Here is a 19,580-nt window from a genome sequence, read left to right as displayed (position 1 = left end):
ACAACCATTGCCAATCATTAACAAAAGATTAACCTTTACGCATTAACTACCCTACATTGCCGCATTGGTCCTACCAATCAGGCAAATAATAATAAGCACATCACGTTCTGGAGAGTCCTGCATGCAAGCCTGGCAACAAGTCTACGACCCCGCAGGTAACATTTGGCTATCAAGTCTCATCGCTGCAATTCCGATTATTTTCTTCTTCTTCGCACTGATAAAACTGCGCATGAAGGGCTACACCGCCGCCACAATTACCGTGGGCCTGGCGTTACTCGTGGCACTCTTTTTCTATCGCATGCCGGTTGACCGCGCATTGTCGTCAGTGGTTTACGGCTTCTTCTACGGCTTATGGCCGATTGCGTGGATTATTATCGCTGCGGTATTCGTCTACAAAATTTCGGTGAAGACCGGGCAATTCGACATTATCCGCTCGTCGATTCTCTCCATCACGCCAGACCAGCGCCTGCAAATGCTGATTGTCGGTTTCTCGTTTGGCGCGTTTCTTGAAGGGGCTGCGGGATTTGGCGCTCCGGTCGCCATCACCGCCGCCTTGCTGGTTGGGCTGGGTTTTAACCCGCTGTATGCAGCCGGATTATGCCTGATCGTCAACACCGCGCCGGTGGCATTTGGCGCGATGGGGATCCCGATTATTGTTGCAGGCCAGGTGACCGGGCTGGACAGTTTTCAAATCGGGCAGATGGTTGGCCGTCAGCTACCGTTCCTGACGATGATCGTGCTGTTCTGGATTATGGCTATCATGGATGGCTGGCGCGGCGTGAAAGAAACCTGGCCTGCGGTTATCGTAGCGGGCGGCTCGTTTGCCATCGCGCAATATCTCAGCTCCAACTTCTTAGGCCCGGAACTGCCGGATATCATCTCTTCACTGGTTTCTTTGGTTTGCTTGACGGCTTTCTTGCGCGTCTGGAAGCCGGTTCGCATCTTCCGCTTTGGCGATGTCGGCGCATCAGTCACAGACCAGACGCTGGCTCGCAAAAATTACACCGCAGGCCAGGTGGTTCGTGCCTGGATGCCATTTATCTTCCTGACGGCGACCGTAACGTTGTGGAGCATTCCACCGTTTAAAGCGCTGTTCGCACCAGGTGGTGCAATGGCCGATTGGGTATTTAACGTTTCTGTGCCATATCTGGACAAAATGGTCGCCAAAATGCCACCGGTTGTCGCCGAAAGCATGGCCTACGCGGCGGTGTATAAATTTGACTGGTTCTCCGCAACCGGCACCGCGATTCTGGTTGCCGCACTTATCTCCATCGTTTATCTGCGCATGAAACCGAAAGCCGCCATCGAAACCTTCGGTGAAACGCTTAAAGAATTAGCGCTGCCGATTTACTCCATCGGCATGGTGTTGGCCTTTGCCTTTATCTCGAACTATTCCGGGCTTTCGGCAACGCTTGCGCTGGCACTGGCGCACACCGGCCACGCATTTACTTTCTTCTCGCCATTCCTGGGTTGGCTGGGCGTATTCCTGACCGGGTCCGATACATCATCAAACGCGTTGTTCGCCGCCTTACAGGCCACGACTGCACAACAAATTGGCGTCTCAGATTTATTGCTGGTTGCCGCTAACACCACCGGGGGCGTGACCGGGAAGATGATTTCGCCGCAGTCGATTGCGATTGCCTGCGCCGCGGTAGGTTTAGTGGGGCGTGAATCAGACTTGTTCCGCTTCACCGTCAAACACAGCTTAATTTTCACCTGCATGGTCGGCGTCATCACCACGCTTCAGGCCTATGTCTTAACCTGGATGATCCCTTAATGACGACTCAACCGCGCCTGGCTGACCATTTAGTTGAGCGCGTAAAAGCCTTAATTAGCGAACGTAAACTGGAGGCGGGCATGCGGTTGCCCGCCGAACGCCAGCTTGCCACCGAGATGGGCGTTTCGCGCTCCTCTCTTCGCGAGGCGATTCAAAAACTGATCAGCGAAGGCATTCTGATAAGCCGTCGCGGCGGCGGGACTTTTGTCCGTTACGAAGTTCAGGCCTGGTCCGAGCAACGCATTGTTCAGCCGCTCAAAACGTTGGTTGAGAACGATCCGAACTATCGCTACGACATTTTGGAAGCCCGCCATGCGATAGAAGCCAGCACCGCCTGGTACGCCGCTCAGCGTGCCACGCCCGCCGACAAAGAGAAGCTCATCGCCTGCTTTGATGCCACCGTGAAATTCAAAGAAAGCGACGACCCGGATCTGGCCGCGCAGGCGGATGTGCGTTTTCACCTGGCGATTGCCGAGGCCTCGCACAACATCGTGCTGCTCCAGACGATGCGTGGATTTTTTGACCTGCTGCAATCCTCTGTGATGCACAGCCGCCAACGCATGTACACCGTGCCGACTATTTTTGCCGGACTCACCGAACAACATAACGAACTGTTGCAGGCCATTCTGGCAGGCGACCCGGAACGCGCACGCCTGGCTGCAAAAACGCACCTCGGGTTTGTCCATACCACGATAAAAACCCTGCATGAAGACGAAGCCCGACAGGCGCGAATCAGCCGCCTGCCCGATGAAGACACCGACGTAATAAGGGACGAAAATCCATGATTATTTCTGCTGCAAGTGACTACCGTGCCGCTGCAAAGCGCATCCTGCCACCCTTCCTGTTCCATTATATCGACGGTGGGGCGTATGCCGAACACACGCTGCGACGTAACGTTGATGACCTGGCAGAAGTGGCGTTAAAGCAGCGCGTTTTAAAAAATATGTCGGCACTGAGCCTTGAAACCAAACTGTTTAACGAAACGTTGTCGATGCCGGTCGCACTGGCTCCAGTTGGGCTATGTGGAATGTACGCGCGTCGTGGTGAAGTCCAGGCGGCAAAAGCGGCGGCGGCAAAAGGCATTCCTTTTACGCTTTCCACCGTTTCCGTCTGCCCGATTGAAGAAGTCGCTCCGGCCATTGACCGCCCAATGTGGTTCCAGCTTTATGTTTTGAAAGACCGTGGCTTTATGCGTAATGCGCTGGAAAGAGCCAAAGCGGCGGGCTGTTCGACACTGGTGTTTACCGTCGATATGCCAACGCCAGGCGCTCGTTACCGCGACGCCCACTCCGGCATGAGCGGGCAGCACGCTGCCCTGCGGCGCTACTGGCAAGCGGTGACGCACCCGCAGTGGGCGTGGGATGTGGGTCTGAATGGTCGCCCGCATGATTTAGGCAATATCTCGACTTACCTGGGCAAACCAACCGGGCTGGAAGATTACATTGGCTGGCTGGCGAATAACTTCGACCCGTCAATTTCCTGGAGTGACCTGGAGTGGATCCGTGAGTTCTGGGACGGCCCGATGATCATTAAAGGTATTCTCGACCCAGAAGACGCCAAAGATGCCGTGCGATTTGGTGCCGATGGTATTGTGGTTTCCAACCACGGAGGCCGCCAACTCGACGGCGTGCTCTCGTCTTGCCGCGCCCTGCCTGCTATTGCCGACGCGGTAAAAGGCGATATCGCGATCCTCGCTGACAGCGGTATTCGCAGCGGTCTGGACGTGGTACGCATGATTGCGCTGGGAGCCGACACTTGCCTGTTAGGCCGCGCATATCTCTACGCGCTGGCGACTCACGGCCAGGCTGGCGTTGCCAATCTACTGAACTTGATCGAGAAAGAGATGCGCGTGGCCATGACGTTAACGGGTGCGAAATCCATCGCGGAAATCAGCCAGGAGATGCTGGTGCGTGAAGGTCTGAAAGATATCCTTTCGCCGCAAAGCATGGCGGTTGGTTTTTAGAGAAAGAAAAGTGCTCGCACCATTGCACAATGTGGCGAGCATTTTGTTTACCCCGTTAATTCGGCGAAGTGGATCCCAGCCGCATTAATGATTTTTTTAGTGGTGCTAATAGTCGGGTTGCCGTCCCCGAGTAATACTCAGTAAAAGCTAACTAAACAGGTTTTGTAGGGGGAATAAGCGGCAGCGTCATCCACCATTTAAAGGCTCAGTGTCGGATGTCGCTACGCTAATCCGACCTACGGAAAAGGGGTATGCCATGAATCTTTGGTCAATATCCGTACCTTAATAAGCGGACCGTGATTAAGAGTACGTCCTTGATATCCCTAAATTATAGCTTTTATACCACACCAGTTTAATGACTTTATTTTGAGCAAAATAATCGCTTGGGGATGCAGGCTATGGCATCGAAAGGAAAATTGGCAGGGATGTTCGAGAGGGAGTTTCAGCTTTGCGGCATGCCTTCCAGCATGGAAAAAAATGACAGAGTTTTGCCTCCAGATTTACCGGAGGCAACACATATTGATTATCAGTTAAGTTTGTAGTCCAACGTAATTTCAGCTTTCATCAGTTGTGATACCGGGCAACCGGCTTTGGCTTTTTGAATGATTTGGTCGAATTTGGCGCTATCGGCACCAGGCACTTTTACCGTGCTGGTTAGCGCAATTTTGGTGATAGCAAAACCGCCATCGGTTTTATCCAGTGAAACATCCGCGGTGGTATCAATGCTTTCTGCGGTGTAACCCTCTTCGCCCAACATCAGCGACAGCGCCATGGAGAAACATGCCGCGTGTGCTGCACCGATTAGCTCTTCGGGATTGGTTCCAGGTACACCCTCGAAACGAGTATTAAAGCCATAGGGTTGCTGCTTTAGCGCCCCACTTTCGGTGGATACGGTGCCCTTACCGCGTTTAATGTCGCCTTCCCAGTGTGCTTGCCCTTTCTTATGAATCGTCATATCTGCGCTCCTGTTTTATTGACACAAACCACAAGTATAGGAGTTGGATACGTCTTCGCCTGGTAACTAAGAGCAATCCTTTCGTAACGTAAAAATAAATCGAATAAATCATCGTTCTCGAATGTTCACTGCATACCGAACACGATGAGGGTTTTGCCATGAACCGTTTTTCTCGCTTTTTGTTACCCGCTGTTGTTAGCAGCGTATTTTTACTTTCAGGCTATGCTCAGGCAATGGGTGGCAGCAGCGATGAACCCACGCCGCCAACCTGTCCCAAAGGGCAAATTTACGATCAAAAAACCAAAACTTGCATGGTCGATAAAGGCGGGATGATAGGTGACGAAGCCCGTACCGATTACGCCTACGCGCTGGCAAAAGCGGGTCGTTATCAAGAGGCTCTGGAGATGCTCAACACCCTGCAAGACCCGAATACAGCCGAAGCGCTGAATTACCGGGGATATGCCACCCGCAAGCTTGGCCGCACCGATGAAGGCATCAGCTATTATTTAAAATCTGTCGCGCTTGATCCCAAATATCCAAAAGTTCGTGAATACCTGGGTGAAGCCTACATGATCAAAAACCGTCCTGACCTGGCGCGTGAACAACTGGCGACCATCAAAACCTTATGCGGTACAGGCTGCGAAGAATATCGTGACCTGGCAGCCGCCATCGACGGTCATCCGGAATCCTGATATTCGCCTGTGGAGGCAAAAATCAGCAGCGAAACGATACGCAAAGAAATTGCCCAATACCTTTCCCGCTTGTGGCGCTATGGCCTGGTGCTTTCCCACCGGCGGGATGTGGCGGATGATTTGGTGCAGGCTACCTGTGTGCGGGCGCTGGAACGCGCCCCGCAATTTATTGCTGGCAGTCGTATGGACCGCTGGCTGTTTTCGATATTGCATTCGATCTGGATTAATGAAGTTCGGGCGCAGCAAATTCGCCGTGGGCAAGGTTTTGTCGATGTGGATGAACTGGTCGGTGAAGAACACAGCGACGACCCCATCTGGTCAAATGATGTAATGAAGCGGGTGAATCGCCTACCCGAAGCCCAGCGCAATACCGTGTTTTTGGTTTACGTGGAAGAGTTGTCTTACCGGGAAGCCGCAGTCGTACTGAATGTCCCTGTTGGGACAGTCATGAGCCGTCTTGCCACCGCTCGCCTCACCCTCGCACAGGACACTGCGCTCCAGGCCAGTTCGCCGCAATTCAAAGGAGAGAATACATGAGGCTTCACCTCGGTTCTGACGAAATGCTGGTGGCGTACCTGGATAATGAGCTAAGTGAAACCCAGCGTAAGGTGCTTGAATCCCGGTTAGCTAAAGACAATGCGCTGGCGCAGCGTCTGGCGCTGCTCGAACGCAGCAATCTTCCATTCAAAGCCGCTTTTGAGCCTTTGCTGGAGCTGGCTCCTGATGAACAATTACAACAGCAGTTTTCTCCAGAGGTTCGCAAAAATCACAACGTCTCAAGACGCAATTTAATTGCCGCCGCCGTAAGTTTGCTGGCGTTAGGCGTGATTGGCGATCGGGCGTTTCTGCACTTTTCGCAACCGGAGGAAAACTGGCGCGAATTAGTGGCGCAATATATGGCGCTTTATACCCCAGAAACACTGGCTGAAACGCCAACTCCGCAGGCTCTCGATGCGCAGTTGAAAGTTACCGAAACGCAGCTCGGCGTTACGCTCGCCGCCGCAAGCCTTGCTCTGCCCAATGCCACGCTGAAAAACGCTCGTGTTCTGGCCTACGAAGATCGGCGCATCGCGCAAATTACCTGGCTTGAAAGTAGCGGTCCGCTGGCACTGTGTATTACCCGGCAAACCGGAAACGCGATAGATACTCAAAGCGAACAACGTCTGGACATGAATATTGTTTACTGGGCGAGTCAGTCACACCAGTTTATGGTGATTGGCCACGAAACACCTGCAAAAATGAGCGAAATTGCCGAACGGTTGCAGCACGGTATCGGCACCTGATTCGCGTGCTTTTACGTCCGGGAAATCAACGTTAGACAGTCCAGTCTTCCGCGCGTAGCCCTGCCACACTATGGAATGCGCGGTCGCTGGTCACAATAGTGGTTTTTTCACTTAATGCGTGAGCCGCAATCAACATGTCTAACGTGCCCATCACCTGGCCTTTTTTCTCCAGACTCGCCCTGAGTTTACCGTACGTTTCCGCCGCTGCGCTGTCCCATGGGTACACCGATACAGTATCAAGAAAGCCCATAACTGCTGCCTTCAGGGTTTTATTTTGCCGTTTTGCCACGCCAAAAAGCAGCTCCGCCTCCGTAATACTTGAAATCACAATACTGGAAGGCGGAATGTTTGAAATCTTCGCCATGACCTGTGGATGTCGGCGTAAAAAATAACTGACCGTATTGGTATCCAGCATCCAGACCATTACTTAATTCCTGCAAAAGGATCTCTGTCCGCAGGAGGCTGATTGCGTTCTTCTGCATCCAGGAAGTTATCTGGCACACGCGCTTTTGCAATCAGAGAGATAACGTTATCCCAGTTATCTGGTTTTGCTGGCCTTTTTGAAAGAATCACATTGCCTTCCTTGTCTTGTCGGATATAAACCCTGTCGGTATCGAATTCGAATTCCACCGGTAACCTCACCGCCTGGTTCCTGCCATTTTTAAAAATCTTCGCGATACGTTCCATTCCCTTCTCCCTACAAAATATAGCCTATGCCAAAGCATATGCCTTCTGCTGATTTTAGCCAACAGGGATTCGTAAGAAGAAAGAATAAACGACAGGCAAAAACTAACGCGTTTCAGCGGCGTTTGCCTGGTTTTTTCGAGAGTGGATTTTGATTGTGCGAGGAGGTTTGCGCAGGAAATGAAACACGGACATTTAAACCCAAATTAACTGAAGGGATCTCGCAATTTAAGAATGTTGGCGGAGGGAAAAATCTCTCCGCCAGCCGCCAGGTTATTGCACTAAAGCCGTCAGTTTGCCAAACACTTGTGCACCGTCCGCGTCACGTTTGATTTGCACCACATCTTCAAGCTTGTCGATTTGGCTGATCATTTGCTCAAGACGCTGATCGTCTGCCACCTGTAGCCAGATACGGCTCTGGTCGCCCTGCGGGAGCGGAAGACAGAGGATCCCTTCAACGTTAAAAGCGCGGCGGGCAAACAAGCCGCAAATGTGAGACATTACGCCCGGATGGTTGCGCACAGTAAGTTCAAGAATAACAGTTAGTTGTTGCATGGCTTACTCTCCAATCATCTCAATATTTGCAGCGCCTGGCGGCACCATCGGGAATACTTTTTCGCTGGCATCAATGCGCACATGAATCAGGCATGGGCCTGGGCGCGAAATAGCTTCTTGTAACGCAGCTTGTGGGTTTTCGGCGGCGTTCAAATCGCAGGTTTGTAGCCCAAAACCTTCGGCAATTTTCAGGAAGTTAGTCTGCCCGGAATAGGTCGCGGCAAACACATTTTGTTGATAGAACAGCGTTTGTTGTTGATGTACCAGTCCCAGCGCCTGGTTGTTCAGCAGAATAATTTTCACATCCAGGTTATGTTCGGCAGCGGTCGCCATTTCCTGAATATTCATCATGATGCTGCCATCGCCGGTAAAACACAGCACTTTGCGATTGGGTTCCGCCAGCGCCGCGCCAACCGCCGCAGGCAGGCCAAAGCCCATCGTCCCTAAACCACCCGAAGTCAGCCACTGGCGTGGACGGTTCAGCGGATAAGCTTGCGCCACCCACATTTGGTGTTGCCCAACGTCGGTTGTGATAATCGCTTCGTCATCCACACACGCTGCCGCCGCGTTGATCAGGCCGTATGGCGTCAACGGGTTGTCAGCGCCCGGCATGTTAAATGGAAATTCCTGCTGCAAACCAGCAACCTGTTGCAGCCACTGCTGGCGCGGTTGCGCGTTAACTTTTGGCAGTAATTGTTCCAGCACTTCGCCCACATCGGCGCGAATAGCCACATGCGCTTGTTTAATTTTACCCAACTCGGCGCGGTCGATATCGACGTGAATGATTTTCGCATTCGGGCAGAATTCTTCGGTTTTACCAATTGCCCGGTCGTCAAAACGCGCGCCCAGAACAATCAGCAAGTCCGCTTCCTGCAAAATAAAATTGGTGCTGCGGGCGCCATGCATCCCCAACATGCCCAGAGATAATGGGTGTTTAGCCGGGATCGTGCCGAGCGCCATGAGCGTCATCGTGGTGGGCAGATTCGCTTTTTCAGCAAGCGCGCGCGCATCCGCATGAGCATTAATCACCCCGCCACCGAGATACAGCACCGGGCGCTGCGCCTGGTTAATCATCGCGGCGGCATCAGAGATTTGTTGAGCATCAAATTGTGGCGCATGGGTTGGCGCACACACCGCTGGCAACTCGCTGATGTCGATTTCAGCGGTCTGTACGTCTTTAGGAATATCAATCCATACCGGCCCAGGGCGGCCTGACTCAGCAATGCGGAACGCCTCGCAAATCACCTGCGGCAGTTCGGCGATATCACGCACTAAATAGTTGTGTTTGGTAATGGGAATGGAGATGCCGTAGGTGTCGACTTCCTGGAATGCATCGGTGCCAATCATGGATTTCGGCACCTGCCCGGTGATGCAGACCAGCGGGATGGAGTCGAGGCGCGCATCGGCGATGGCGGTAACCAGATTCGTCGCACCCGGGCCACTACACGCGATACACACCGCGGCTTTGCCCTGGGTTCGTGCCATGCCTTGCGCCATAAAGCCTGCGCCTTGTTCGTGACGCGCAAGAATGTGGCGAATTTTTTCGCTTTTGCTTAGTGCGTTATAGAGCGGCAGAACGGTGCCACCGGGAATACCGCTGATGGTAGTAATGCCATGATGTTCAAGCAGTTGCACAATTAATTCTGCACCCGTAATACGGTTTGCTTGCGGTGGGTTTTCCGATATTGCCATTGCTCCAGTCCTTCTTCTTATGCCGTTTCGCTTTTGGCCGGGGGACTAAAACAAGAAACCCCGCCCGGTTTGCGCCGGCGGGGTTTTGGAATCGATGCGTTGATTCAGACCCTACGGCGCTAAGCCGACGACCACCACCACACGCACGACGACCACCGCGGCTGGTAGCGCGGTTAGTAGTAGGCCAGTGTTGCGAGTGAATGTAGTCATTAGGGTCCTGAATATGTGTTGTGCGTTTTTAACGTCGAAATTTATACAAACATACTGCTTCATTTCACACAACAGCTTTATTTGTCTCAGCAAAAAAACGTGCACCAGATCACAGCACTTAAATAGCCGTTGCAGCGAATTCACGTTTTAATTCGTCAATCGGCAGATAACGTCCGATGATGACCAGCCTTGAAACCCGTTGTTCAGTGGGGTGCCAGACCGAACCATAATCAAAACCCGCAACTTTGTGGACGCCTTGCACAATCAGCCGTTGCGGGTTGCCGTCAATCGCCAGCACACCTTTGTAGCGCAACATGTCGTTGCCAAAACGCGCAATGCAGCTTTCCATAAACGCGCCTATTTTCTTCACATCCAACAATCCCGCATCAAAAACGTGTGCCTGAATGGCGTCGTCCCAGGAGCGTTTTGCAGACGCTTTACGAAATGGCTGGAAGCTCACGGGATGGTCGGCGTCGGCACGGATAACCCGGAATCCGGCGGTCGTTTCAATGCTATCCGTAAGCTCGAATGCATCGAGATCGAGCCATAAATCGGCCGGGCATTCGCCGTTCACTATCTCAAAAAGATCCGCTTTGCTGTTGATCCGATGAATCCTTTCCAGCGCCTGGAGTTTGGTGTCTTCGTCAACACGATCCGCTTTGGTCAGTAAAATTCGATCGGCAAAACCGAGCTGCGAGGCCGCCACCGCATGTTCATCTAACTGGCGCGAAATATGTTCCGCATCGGCCAACGCGATCACGGCATCAAGGCGCAACGCTTCACGCAGATATTCATCAACAAAGAAGGTCTGGACGATGGGCGCGGGGTCGGCAAGGCCGGTGGTTTCCACAATCAGGCGTTCAAAATTGAGTTGTCCCGCCGCGCGTTTTGCCAACATTTCTCGTAATGCAGCAGTGAATTCCCCGCGAACGCTACAACACACGCAGCCGTTACTTAACTCCACAACGTTGACGTTATCCCCGCCTTTGAGCAGCGCGCCGTCGATGTTTACCGCACCGAATTCATTTTCCAGAATCGCAACAGGTTGGTTGTCGTTGTGGGCGAGAAAGTAGTTAAGAAGTGTGGTTTTCCCTGAGCCAAGAAAGCCCGTTAACAAAGTGACAGATACCGCTTGATTCATGTCATATTCCTTAGATTAACAGCAGCGAGCGCCGCCTTTGCCGCCGTAGCGTGCATCCTGACGCTCGCGGAAAAACTCTTCGTAGGTCATCGGCGTCTGTTCAGGATGTGTCAGGCGCACGTGTTGTACATAGTTGTCGTAATCAGGCACGCCAACCATTAGCTTCGCGGCCTGGCCGAGATATTTGCCTGCTTTGGCGAGTGTGTCGAACATTGTGGCTCCTGTGTTTATTGGACTGCCCTCACCCTAACCCTCTCCCACAGGAGAGGGTATTTTCTTTTCTCCCTCGCCCCTTTGGGGAGAGGGCCGGGGTGAGGGGAAAACTCAATTAATGCACGCTTTTAGCCTGCGCTAAAACCTGCTCAACGTCTTCCGGCATCTTCTCGTAAGGCGTTTCCTTCGCGGTTGGCAGGTCCGACTTCAGCGCCTGCATGGCGGTTTTAATCGCAAACAGACCAATCACCACCACAACCACCATAAAGAAGATGGTCAACCCGGCATCCAGACGGTTGTTAAACACCAACTGCGAAAGCTGCGATTTGGTGTATTGCGCCGGAATATTGCCGCTGTCGAGAGTCGCCTGGAACTTGTTAGCGATAGCCAGGAAGCCCACTTTGGCATCCGGGCTGAACGCTTTTTGCCAGCCAGCCGTCAAGGTACAGAACAGCAACCACGCGGTTGGCACCAGCGCCACCCAGGCGTATTTCTGCTTCTTCATCTTGAATAGCACTACCGCGCACAGCATCAACGCCATGCCTGCCAGCATCTGGTTGGCGATACCAAACAGCGGCCACAGGGTGTTAATCCCGCCGAGCGGATCAACCACGCCCTGGTGCAGGAAGTAACCCCACGCCATTACGCAAAGTGCCGTCGCCAGCAAGTTTGCCGGCAGCGAGTCAGTCCGTTTAAGCCCCGGCGAGATCACGCCCAGCAAGTCTTGCAGCATAAAGCGCGCCGCACGTGTGCCCGCATCGACCGCCGTCAGAATAAACAGTGCTTCAAACAGAATGGCGAAGTGATACCAGAACGACACATCCATCAGGCCGCCCAGCGCGCCGTGCAGAATGTACGCCATCCCGACCGCGAGCGTTGGTGCGCCACCCGCGCGTGAAATAATGCTCTGCTCGCCCACATCGTTGGCAATGTTGGTTAAGGTTTCAGGGGTAATATGGAAGCCCCAACTGCTGACCACGCCAGCCGCAGAAGCCACAACATCCACGGTACCCGCCGGAGCCAGAACCGCCAGTGGGCTGTTCATCGCGAAGTACACGCCTGGGTCGATAACACAAGCCGCCACCAGCGCCATAATCGCCACAAACGATTCCATCAACATGCCGCCGTAACCGATGAAGCAAGCCTGGTTTTCATTAGCCAGCATCTTCGGCGTGGTGCCGGACGAGATCAGCGCGTGGAAGCCAGAAACCGCGCCACACGCGATGGTGATAAACAGGAACGGGAACAAATCGCCGGTCCAGACCGGGCCGGTGCCATCAATAAACTTGGTCAACGAAGGCATTTGCAGCGTCGGACGCATAATCAAAATGCCAATGGCCAGGCCGATAATGGTGCCGATTTTCAGGAAGGTAGAAAGGTAATCACGCGGCGCAAGCAGCAGCCAGACCGGCAATACCGCCGCCACAAAACCGTAGCCCACCAGCATCCAGGTCAGTTGCACACCGGTAAAGTCGAAGTACGGCGCCCAGGTTGGACTTTCGGCTACCCAACCGCCGGAGATAATCGCGAAGATCAGCATCACCAGTCCAATTACCGACACTTCACCAATGCGGCCAGGGCGCAGGTAACGGATGTAGACCCCCATAAACAGCGCCAGCGGAATGGTAAACGCCACGGTGTAGGTGCCCCACGGGCTGTGAGTCAGCGCTTTCACCACGATCATCGCCAGCACCGCGAGGATGATAACCATAATCATAAAACAGGCCACCAGCGCAATCACACCCGCCGTGTTACCCATCTCTTCTTTGACCAGTTCGCCCAGCGAGCGCCCATCACGACGCGTCGAGACAAACAGCACCATAAAATCTTGTACCGCGCCGGCCAACACCACACCCGCCAGCAGCCAGAGCATGCCTGGCAAATACCCCATTTGCGCGGCAAGCACCGGCCCGACGAGCGGCCCCGCCCCAGCAATCGCAGCAAAATGGTGACCGAACAGCACTTTCTTGTCGGTCGGAACATAGTCCAGCCCGTCGTTATGGCGCACGGCAGGCGTCATACGAGTGGCATCAACGGTTAAGACTCGTTTAGCGATAAACAAGCCGTAGTAACGATAAGCGATGAGGTAGACGCAGATTGCAGCAACCACAATCCACAATGCGTTTATCTGTTCGCCACGATTGAGTGCGATATAGCCGAGCGCGAATGCACCGATCAGTGCAAGCACAGCCCATATGAGGTGTTTCCCTGGATTATTCATCTTTGTTTTCCATGTATAGACCAGAAGCAGAGGTGTTACCGATTTGTTCTAGATCAAGCGCGTGGATTTAACAATATTGAAACGAGAGAATGGAGTGGTTTGACCAGGTCTTTACATCAGCTTGTTAAGGAGATCACGATGCGGGGTGCGGCGGGGGAGAAAAGCTGCCGGATGACGCTGCGCTTATCCGACCTACGAATGACATGCGGTTTTGTAGGGTGGATAAGCCGCCAGGCGTCATCCACCACAAATTCACCCTATCGTCGCCGTCGTCAACCGGCTCGTGCAACACCGCTTGCCGCGCGCGTCGAAGATGGCAATTTCCCACACCTGGGAACTCCTCCCAAGATGCAGCGGTTTGCATACGCCGCGCACTGACCCGGACGCAACAGCGCGATGATGACTGGCGTTTATCTCCGTTCCTACCACACACTGCCCGTCAGTGGTCGTCAGAAATCCCGCCATCGACCCGAGGGTTTCTGCCAGCACCACCGACGCGCCGCCGTGCAGCAAACCAAACGGCTGCTGGGTGCGGTTATCGACCGGCATTTCCGCTTCCAGACTTTCGTCGTCCATGCGCGTGTAAATAATACCGAGTTGCTCAACCATCGTTCCGGCGCTGGTTTGGTTTAGCTCGTCGAGCGATAACTGCCGTTTCCAGATACTCATTCAGGCTCCCAGCGTAGCGCCGCCGTCAATCACAATATCCTGCAATGTGATGTGGCTGGCGTGCGATGAGGCGAGGAACAGAATGGTGCTGGCAATTTCCTGCGGACGCGCGATTTTGCCCAGCGGAATGCCCAGTTTGAACTGATCCGGGAATCCCTGAATGCGCTGCTGCTCGGCATCCGGCGTTTTCCACAACGTGCGCTGCATATCGGTATCGGTTGAACCCGGCGACACCACATTACAACGCACGCCGAACGGTGCCAGCTCCAGACCCACCGTTAACGCCAGGCTTTTCAGCGCCGCTTTCGATGCACCATACGCCGACATTCCGGTGCGCGGCGTGTGGGCAGCGTCAGATGCGACGGTCACAATCGCGCCACTTTGCTGTTCGCGAAAACGCGGCATGACGGCGCGGAACAGATTAAACGCCCCGCCTACGTTTACGGCAAAAGTATCCTGCCAGTCCTGCAACGCCAGTGCATCCGTTGCGCCCATGCGTAAAATACCCGCCGCATTTACCAGCACATCAAGCTGTGGCTCGTTGCTCAATAAACGCTGCGTAACGGCGGCAACCTGTTCGGCATCCGCCACGTTTAACACTTCAGTTTCAAATGGATAGACTTCCAGCGGGAAGGCCAAATCGAGGCCGACGACGGTCGCCCCGGCGTCGCTAAACGCCCTTGCGGTGTGATAGCCGATGCCTTTTCCCGCGCCAGTTACCCAAACGGTTTTGCCGCTAAAGTCGATGTTCATGCTCAGGAACCCCGCGACAGCAGCGCCCACCAGGCGTCGATCGTCGGGTTTTTCGCCAGCATCACGAAATCAATATCCGTGTGAATTTTGCGCCAGCGAGCCGCCAGCGCCATCATGCGCACCGAATCCAGACCGTAATCAATCAGGTTTTCGTCATCTTGCGGAATGTCGGATTCATCGAGCAATGGCAGCACGAGTTCACGCAGTTGCTCTTTATTCTGCGGTGCCGCTTCCGGCAATAAATCACGCGTCATCACCACGCGCCCGGAACGGCCTGCGGTGTATTTGAGCGCCATCATGTGTTCTTCGCGGCTGAAATCGGCCAGCGCATCGGCCACCATAAACGGTTTGATATCACGCATAAACGCGTCGGTTGCCGTCGTCATGCAGCCGATATGGGCGTACACACCGCAAATAATCAGCTGATTGCGGCCCGTTTCTTTTAACACTTGTTCCAGCGGCGAGCGGATAAACGCGCTGTAGCGCCATTTGGTCAGCACCGTGTCGTGCTCGTCCGGGGCGAGTTCCGCGACCACTTTCTGGCGCTCCGGATGTTTGTTTAAACCCGGTCCCCACATGTCGTTCAGCAGCGCACGATCTTCATCGCTTTGAGCGTTAGGCTGCGCGGTGTAATAGACCGGAATGTTGTGGCGTTTGCAGTAATCGCGCAGCGCAGCGATGTTGGCGATAACCTGCTGGATCATCGGGCAATTATCGCCCCAGAAATCAATGAAATATTCCTGCATATCGTGAATCAGCAGCGCCGCACGCTCAGGCTCAAACGCCCAATTCACTTTGTTTTCCGGGATGTCGGCAGCCGTCGGTAAGGTGTATGCGTTCAGTTTTGGAATAGCCATAAATTCTCCGTCTATCAGGAAGCCAGTTGCTTATCAGCAATCAACTGGCGCAAACGTTTTTTGTCCACTTTGCCCACCGCAGTCAGCGGCAGGTTTTCAACGATTTCAATGCGATCGGGCAGTTTGAAGTCCGCAATGCCGAGTTCGCGCAGATAACGGCGAATTTCTACGGCGCGGAACGGGCGCAGGCCGACGATAAACGCGCAGCTTTTCTCGCCCAGCAAACTGTCTTCCATTGAAACCAATGCGGCATGCACAATCTCTTCGTGGCGCAGTAACAGGTTTTCGATCTCTTCTGCGGCGATCTTTTCTCCGCCACGGTTTATCTGATCTTTCTCGCGCCCCTGGACCGTGATGTAGCCATCTTCGGCAATAGAAATCAGGTCGCCAGAACAGTAGAAACCGTTAGCATCAAAGGCGCTGGTGTTATGCTCCCGGCTGCGATAGTAGCCACGGAAGGTGTACGGCCCGCGCGTCATCAGGCGGCCCACTTCACCGTGCGGCAACGCATTACCGTTTTCATCCGCCACCCAAACTTCGTCGTCCGGGCACATCGGTTTACCCTGGGTTTTGAAGATGTGCTCATTGTCGTCATCCAGGCGCGTGTAGTTCACCAGCCCCTCAGCCATGCCGAAAACTTGCTGTAGCTGGCAGCCAATCTCTGCCGGAATGCGTGCAGCCAGCGCTTCGCTTAAACGTGCGCCGCCCACTTGCAACAGTTCTAATGATTCGAGGGATTTATTGCTGCCCCACTCGCCAATCGCTTGCAGCCACAGGCTGACAGCAGGCGGCACCAGCGCGGTGACGTTTATCTGGTGGCGTTCAATCAGCGGGAAGCAGAGCGTCGCGCTCGGGTCGTTTGCCAGCACCACGCGCCCACCGCCGTAAAATACGCCCAGCGAACCCGGTGAACTCAGCGCGTAGTTATGCGCCGCCGGGATCGCACACAGGAAGCGGGTATGGGCATCAAAACGGCAGATTTCTACGCTGCGGCGAATGCTGTAGTAGTAATCGTTGTGCGTGCGTGGAATCAGTTTAGGCGTGCCGGTGCTGCCGCCGGAAAGCTGGAAGAAAGCCACTTCGTCAGCCGCCGATGGGGTGGCGACAAAGTTCTCTTCCGGCTCGCCGATCAATGCGCTCAGCGAACGTTCGCGATCGTTTTCATTAAGCAATACCGCCATGCGCAGCGAGGGATTTTGTTGGCACAGCGCATCAAGGAAATCATCGTGGGCGAACAAATTGTGTTTGCGATCGGCAATCACCACCGCCGGTTCGATTTGGCGGGCATACGCTTCCATTTCAGTGCGCTGATGGCTGAACAACGCGTTCACCGGAGCCACACCTATTTTCAGTAGCGCAAACAGCGTGATGTACAACTCAGCTACGTTGCCAAGTTGCACCAGCGCGGTTTCGCCATTGCTCAGGCCGCGTCGTTTTAGCGCACACGCCAGGCGAGTGGCGGCCAGTTCCAGCTCGCGGTAGCTGTAATGACGCTCACCTTCGATTAACGCAATCGCGTCATTTTTGGCCTGGCGGGTGAGAATATCGGTCAGCGGTAAATCCGCCCAGTAGCCTTTTTCGCGGTAGCGGGCAGCCAGGTCATCCGGCCAGCGGGTAAATTCGATAGCCATTTATTTAATTCCAAAAACGTTGAGCATGGTGGAAAGTTTGACGCCGGTTTCGCGCCATTCAGATTCGGGCGATGACGCAGGAACGATGCCTGCGCCTGCGAACAGTCGCACTTGCTTACCGCCGACGCGCGCGCAGCGAATCGTCACTACCCACTCGCCATTCCCCTCGGCGTCGCACCAGCCGACAATCCCGCCAAACAGTTCACGGTCAAACGGCTCCAGCTCGGCAATGAGTTTTTGTGCTGCATCATGCGGGAAGCCACTTAGCGCAGGCGTCGGGTGCAACAGGCAAGCCAGAGAAAGTGCGTTGTCCTGGCTGTCTATAATTTGGCCGTAAATCGGCGTGGCGAGGTGCCATAAGGTCGGCGTGGTGATTAATTCAGGCGTGTCGGAAAGCGTTAAATACTGGCTACGCGGCAGCAAAACATCATGCATCGCTTGCGTCACCAGGCCGTGTTCGTGGCGGTCTTTGGTGGAACGCAGTAACTGCGCGCCAATTTCGCTGTCGCGCTGGATATTGTCTTTATCGCGACGCGCCGAACCGGCGAGCGGCAAGGAGCTGAAATTCTTGCCTGATTTGCGTAACAGCAATTCCGGGCTGGCGCCTACCAGCGAGCTGCCATCCGGCAACGGCACGTGGAAGTTATAGCTGGTCGGATTCTGGCTTATCAGGCGATTAAGCAGCGCGTCGAGGTCAACAACCGCATCGGTTTCAATATCAATCAGGCGCGAGAGCACCACTTTATCAATATCCGGCTGCGCGGTAGCGGTGGCGGCATGGGCCACCATTTCCATAAATTTTTCTTGTTCAGGAATCGCCTGGCGCGAGGCAATATTCAGCGCCTGGCCGCCGCGTTTTTGGCAAGCCGCATCCTGATGCTGTGCGCGTGAAAACGGCTGCCAGCTTTCGGGGATGAATAATGCGGAAGGCTGGCGCGGGTCAAATGGGATAGCCCCTACGACAACAGGCTTTTCGATGCCGTGCTTGCGGGCGTTGTCGAACGCTTCGCGCAGCTGAGTTTGCAGATGACCATGGGAATGTGCGCCGTCTAGCGCCGGGGTAACCAGTCGGGTAAAGCAGCCGCTTGTGGAAAAACTGCGGTAAGGCGACATAAAGAAAAAACTGTCTGCGCAATGCTTCACCGCTTGCCCTGGCGTGGATGTAAGCTGCTTTTCTTGTGGCGGCTTCGCCATTGACGTTTCCATGCATCCTCCGTAAAAACATGACAAAAGATAGTAATAATGATTATCATTTGCTTTTCGGTGTCGTAACCTAAAGAGAAAAGGACATGCTGTCAACAAAGGCTAAATTTTTTTTAACAATTCCCGCACTCGTATTATTGAGTTTGAGTCACCTCGCCCATTCCGCCGACTGGCCAAGAACCATTACCGACAGCCACGGCTCGCACACGTTTGAACAAGCACCGGTGCGCATTGTTTCTACCAGCGTGACGTTAACCGGTTCGCTGCTGGCGATTGACGCACCTGTGGTCGCAAGCGGTGCAACCACGCCAGGAAATCGCATGGCGGATTCACAAGGTTTCCTGCGCCAGTGGGGCGATGTCGCAAAAGCACGCAATGTTCAGCGTTTGTACATTGGCGAAGCGAGCGCCGAAGCGGTGGCCGCGCAAATGCCGGATCTGATTTTAATTAGCGCCACCGGCGGTGATTCTGCCCTCGCCCTTTACGATCAGCTCTCTGCCATTGCCCCAACGCTGGTCATCAATTACGACGATAAAAGCTGGCAGCAGTTGCTCACGCAGTTGGGCCAAATCACCGGGCATGAAAAGCAAGCCGCCGCAAGAATTGCCAGTTTTGACAAGCAATTAAGCGAGTCCAAAATGCATATGACGCTGCCACCGCAGCCCGTCACAGCACTCGTTTACACCCCAGCTTCACGCTCGGCAAACCTCTGGACGCAAGAGTCTGCGCAAGGGAAATTGCTCCAGCAGCTTGGCTTCACGTTATCCACTTTGCCGGGGGCGGTTCATGCCAGCCAGAGCATGGGGAAACGTCACGATATCGTGCAATTGGGTGGCGAAAATCTGGCTGCTGGTCTGAACGGTGAAAGCCTGTTCCTGTTCGCCAGCGATGAGAAAGACGCCACCGCGCTTGAAACTAACCCGCTGCTTTCACACATTCCTGCCGTGCAGAATAAGCGTGTGTACGCGCTGGGCACCGAAACCTTCCGCCTGGATTATTACAGCGCCACGCAAATTTTGGAGCATATGAGCCAGTTGTTTGCCAGCAAGTGATTGATTCAGTGTCGGATGACGCCTGCGGC

At 54.1% G+C, this 19,580-nt stretch carries 21 protein-coding genes; 7 read left to right on the top strand and 14 right to left on the bottom strand.

All coding sequences use genetic code 11. The features are described 5' to 3' along the window. Window positions 1-121 precede the first annotated feature (121 nt). The 3 genes from lldP to lldD are packed head-to-tail and all read left to right on the top strand — an operon-like array spanning window position 122 to window position 3,740. Complete coding sequence (gene lldP, locus M2371_RS17295; protein WP_259268282.1) at window positions 122-1,777, top strand: L-lactate permease; 1,656 nt, start codon at window positions 122-124, stop codon at window positions 1,775-1,777. Continuing rightward, entirely contained in the window at window positions 1,777-2,562 is a 786-nt protein-coding gene (gene lldR, locus M2371_RS17290) for a transcriptional regulator LldR (RefSeq protein WP_172895299.1), read from the top strand. Before lldP ends, lldR begins: the two co-directional genes overlap by 1 nt. Then, window positions 2,559-3,740 carry an FMN-dependent L-lactate dehydrogenase LldD gene (gene lldD, locus M2371_RS17285; protein ID WP_259268281.1) on the top strand — a complete coding sequence of 394 codons (1,182 nt, stop codon included), beginning with the start codon at window positions 2,559-2,561 and terminating at the stop codon, window positions 3,738-3,740. Before lldR ends, lldD begins: the two co-directional genes overlap by 4 nt. A gap of 526 nt (window positions 3,741-4,266) precedes the next feature. Here lldD and M2371_RS17280 read toward each other — a convergent pair. Then, window positions 4,267-4,695, bottom strand: a complete 429-nt coding sequence (locus M2371_RS17280; protein ID WP_172895301.1) for an OsmC family protein — start codon at window positions 4,693-4,695, stop codon at window positions 4,267-4,269. 158 nt (window positions 4,696-4,853) lie between these two features. Between M2371_RS17280 and M2371_RS17275 the strand changes: the two genes are divergently transcribed. The 3 genes from M2371_RS17275 (at window position 4,854) to M2371_RS17265 (ending at window position 6,670) form a co-directional block, all read left to right on the top strand. Next, complete coding sequence (locus tag M2371_RS17275) at window positions 4,854-5,387, top strand: tetratricopeptide repeat protein (protein ID WP_259268280.1); 534 nt, start codon at window positions 4,854-4,856, stop codon at window positions 5,385-5,387. 87 nt (window positions 5,388-5,474) lie between these two features. Beyond that, window positions 5,475-5,924 carry an RNA polymerase sigma factor gene (locus tag M2371_RS17270; RefSeq protein WP_259268296.1) on the top strand — a complete coding sequence of 150 codons (450 nt, stop codon included), beginning with the start codon at window positions 5,475-5,477 and terminating at the stop codon, window positions 5,922-5,924. Beyond that, a complete protein-coding gene (locus tag M2371_RS17265) occupies window positions 5,921-6,670 on the top strand; it encodes an anti-sigma factor (protein ID WP_259268279.1) in 750 nt (249 codons plus the stop codon). The genes M2371_RS17270 and M2371_RS17265 overlap by 4 nt, the downstream gene beginning before the upstream one ends. A 31-nt stretch (window positions 6,671-6,701) precedes the next feature. On the opposite strand, the gene M2371_RS17260 is transcribed toward M2371_RS17265, so the two are convergent. The 13 genes from M2371_RS17260 to entC all read right to left on the bottom strand — a co-directional run bounded on the left by M2371_RS17260 (window position 6,702) and on the right by entC (window position 18,502). After that, window positions 6,702-7,094: a type II toxin-antitoxin system VapC family toxin gene (locus M2371_RS17260; RefSeq protein WP_172895304.1), complete on the bottom strand. Its 393-nt coding sequence runs from the start codon at window positions 7,092-7,094 to the stop codon at window positions 6,702-6,704. Next, a complete protein-coding gene (locus M2371_RS17255) occupies window positions 7,094-7,357 on the bottom strand; it encodes an antitoxin (protein ID WP_034493852.1) in 264 nt (87 codons plus the stop codon). Before M2371_RS17255 ends, M2371_RS17260 begins: the two co-directional genes overlap by 1 nt. A gap of 270 nt (window positions 7,358-7,627) precedes the next feature. Then, window positions 7,628-7,909: an acetolactate synthase small subunit gene (gene ilvN / locus M2371_RS17250; RefSeq protein WP_034493851.1), complete on the bottom strand. Its 282-nt coding sequence runs from the start codon at window positions 7,907-7,909 to the stop codon at window positions 7,628-7,630. 3 nt (window positions 7,910-7,912) lie between these two features. After that, window positions 7,913-9,601, bottom strand: a complete 1,689-nt coding sequence (gene ilvB / locus M2371_RS17245; RefSeq protein WP_259268278.1) for an acetolactate synthase large subunit — start codon at window positions 9,599-9,601, stop codon at window positions 7,913-7,915. A gap of 111 nt (window positions 9,602-9,712) precedes the next feature. Beyond that, entirely contained in the window at window positions 9,713-9,811 is a 99-nt protein-coding gene (ivbL, locus tag M2371_RS17240; RefSeq protein ID WP_259268277.1) for an ilvB operon leader peptide IvbL, read from the bottom strand. Between the two features lie 118 nt (window positions 9,812-9,929). After that, window positions 9,930-10,952 carry a GTP-binding protein gene (locus M2371_RS17235; RefSeq protein WP_172895307.1) on the bottom strand — a complete coding sequence of 341 codons (1,023 nt, stop codon included), beginning with the start codon at window positions 10,950-10,952 and terminating at the stop codon, window positions 9,930-9,932. A gap of 15 nt (window positions 10,953-10,967) precedes the next feature. Next, the gene (locus M2371_RS17230) at window positions 10,968-11,165 is read right to left on the bottom strand and encodes a YbdD/YjiX family protein (protein WP_034493861.1); all 198 of its coding nucleotides are present in this window, start codon (window positions 11,163-11,165) and stop codon (window positions 10,968-10,970) included. A gap of 115 nt (window positions 11,166-11,280) precedes the next feature. Further along, window positions 11,281-13,386 (bottom strand): pyruvate/proton symporter CstA, encoded by a 2,106-nt coding sequence (gene cstA / locus M2371_RS17225; protein ID WP_259268276.1) that lies wholly within the window; start codon window positions 13,384-13,386, stop codon window positions 11,281-11,283. A gap of 252 nt (window positions 13,387-13,638) precedes the next feature. Then, window positions 13,639-14,055 (bottom strand): proofreading thioesterase EntH, encoded by a 417-nt coding sequence (gene entH / locus M2371_RS17220; protein WP_259268275.1) that lies wholly within the window; start codon window positions 14,053-14,055, stop codon window positions 13,639-13,641. Continuing rightward, window positions 14,056-14,808, bottom strand: coding sequence for a 2,3-dihydro-2,3-dihydroxybenzoate dehydrogenase (gene dhbA / locus M2371_RS17215; RefSeq protein WP_259268274.1), 753 nt, complete (start codon window positions 14,806-14,808; stop codon window positions 14,056-14,058). 2 nt (window positions 14,809-14,810) lie between these two features. After that, the gene (locus tag M2371_RS17210) at window positions 14,811-15,665 is read right to left on the bottom strand and encodes an isochorismatase (RefSeq protein WP_259268273.1); all 855 of its coding nucleotides are present in this window, start codon (window positions 15,663-15,665) and stop codon (window positions 14,811-14,813) included. A 14-nt stretch (window positions 15,666-15,679) separates the two neighbouring features. After that, the gene (locus M2371_RS17205) at window positions 15,680-17,296 is read right to left on the bottom strand and encodes a (2,3-dihydroxybenzoyl)adenylate synthase (RefSeq protein WP_259268272.1); all 1,617 of its coding nucleotides are present in this window, start codon (window positions 17,294-17,296) and stop codon (window positions 15,680-15,682) included. Next, a complete protein-coding gene (gene entC, locus M2371_RS17200) occupies window positions 17,297-18,502 on the bottom strand; it encodes an isochorismate synthase EntC (RefSeq protein WP_259268271.1) in 1,206 nt (401 codons plus the stop codon). It abuts the gene before it with no gap. Between the two features lie 83 nt (window positions 18,503-18,585). Here entC and fepB point away from each other — a divergent pair, with 83 nt between their 5' ends. Continuing rightward, window positions 18,586-19,551 carry a Fe2+-enterobactin ABC transporter substrate-binding protein gene (gene fepB, locus M2371_RS17195; protein WP_259268270.1) on the top strand — a complete coding sequence of 322 codons (966 nt, stop codon included), beginning with the start codon at window positions 18,586-18,588 and terminating at the stop codon, window positions 19,549-19,551. Window positions 19,552-19,580: the final 29 nt, after the last annotated feature.

The organism is Buttiauxella sp. BIGb0471 (assembly GCF_024807715.1).
Lineage (GTDB): Bacteria > Pseudomonadota > Gammaproteobacteria > Enterobacterales > Enterobacteriaceae > Buttiauxella > Buttiauxella agrestis.
Note: the sequence above shows the minus strand (reverse complement) of the source record. Positions and strands in the feature narration are given on the sequence as shown.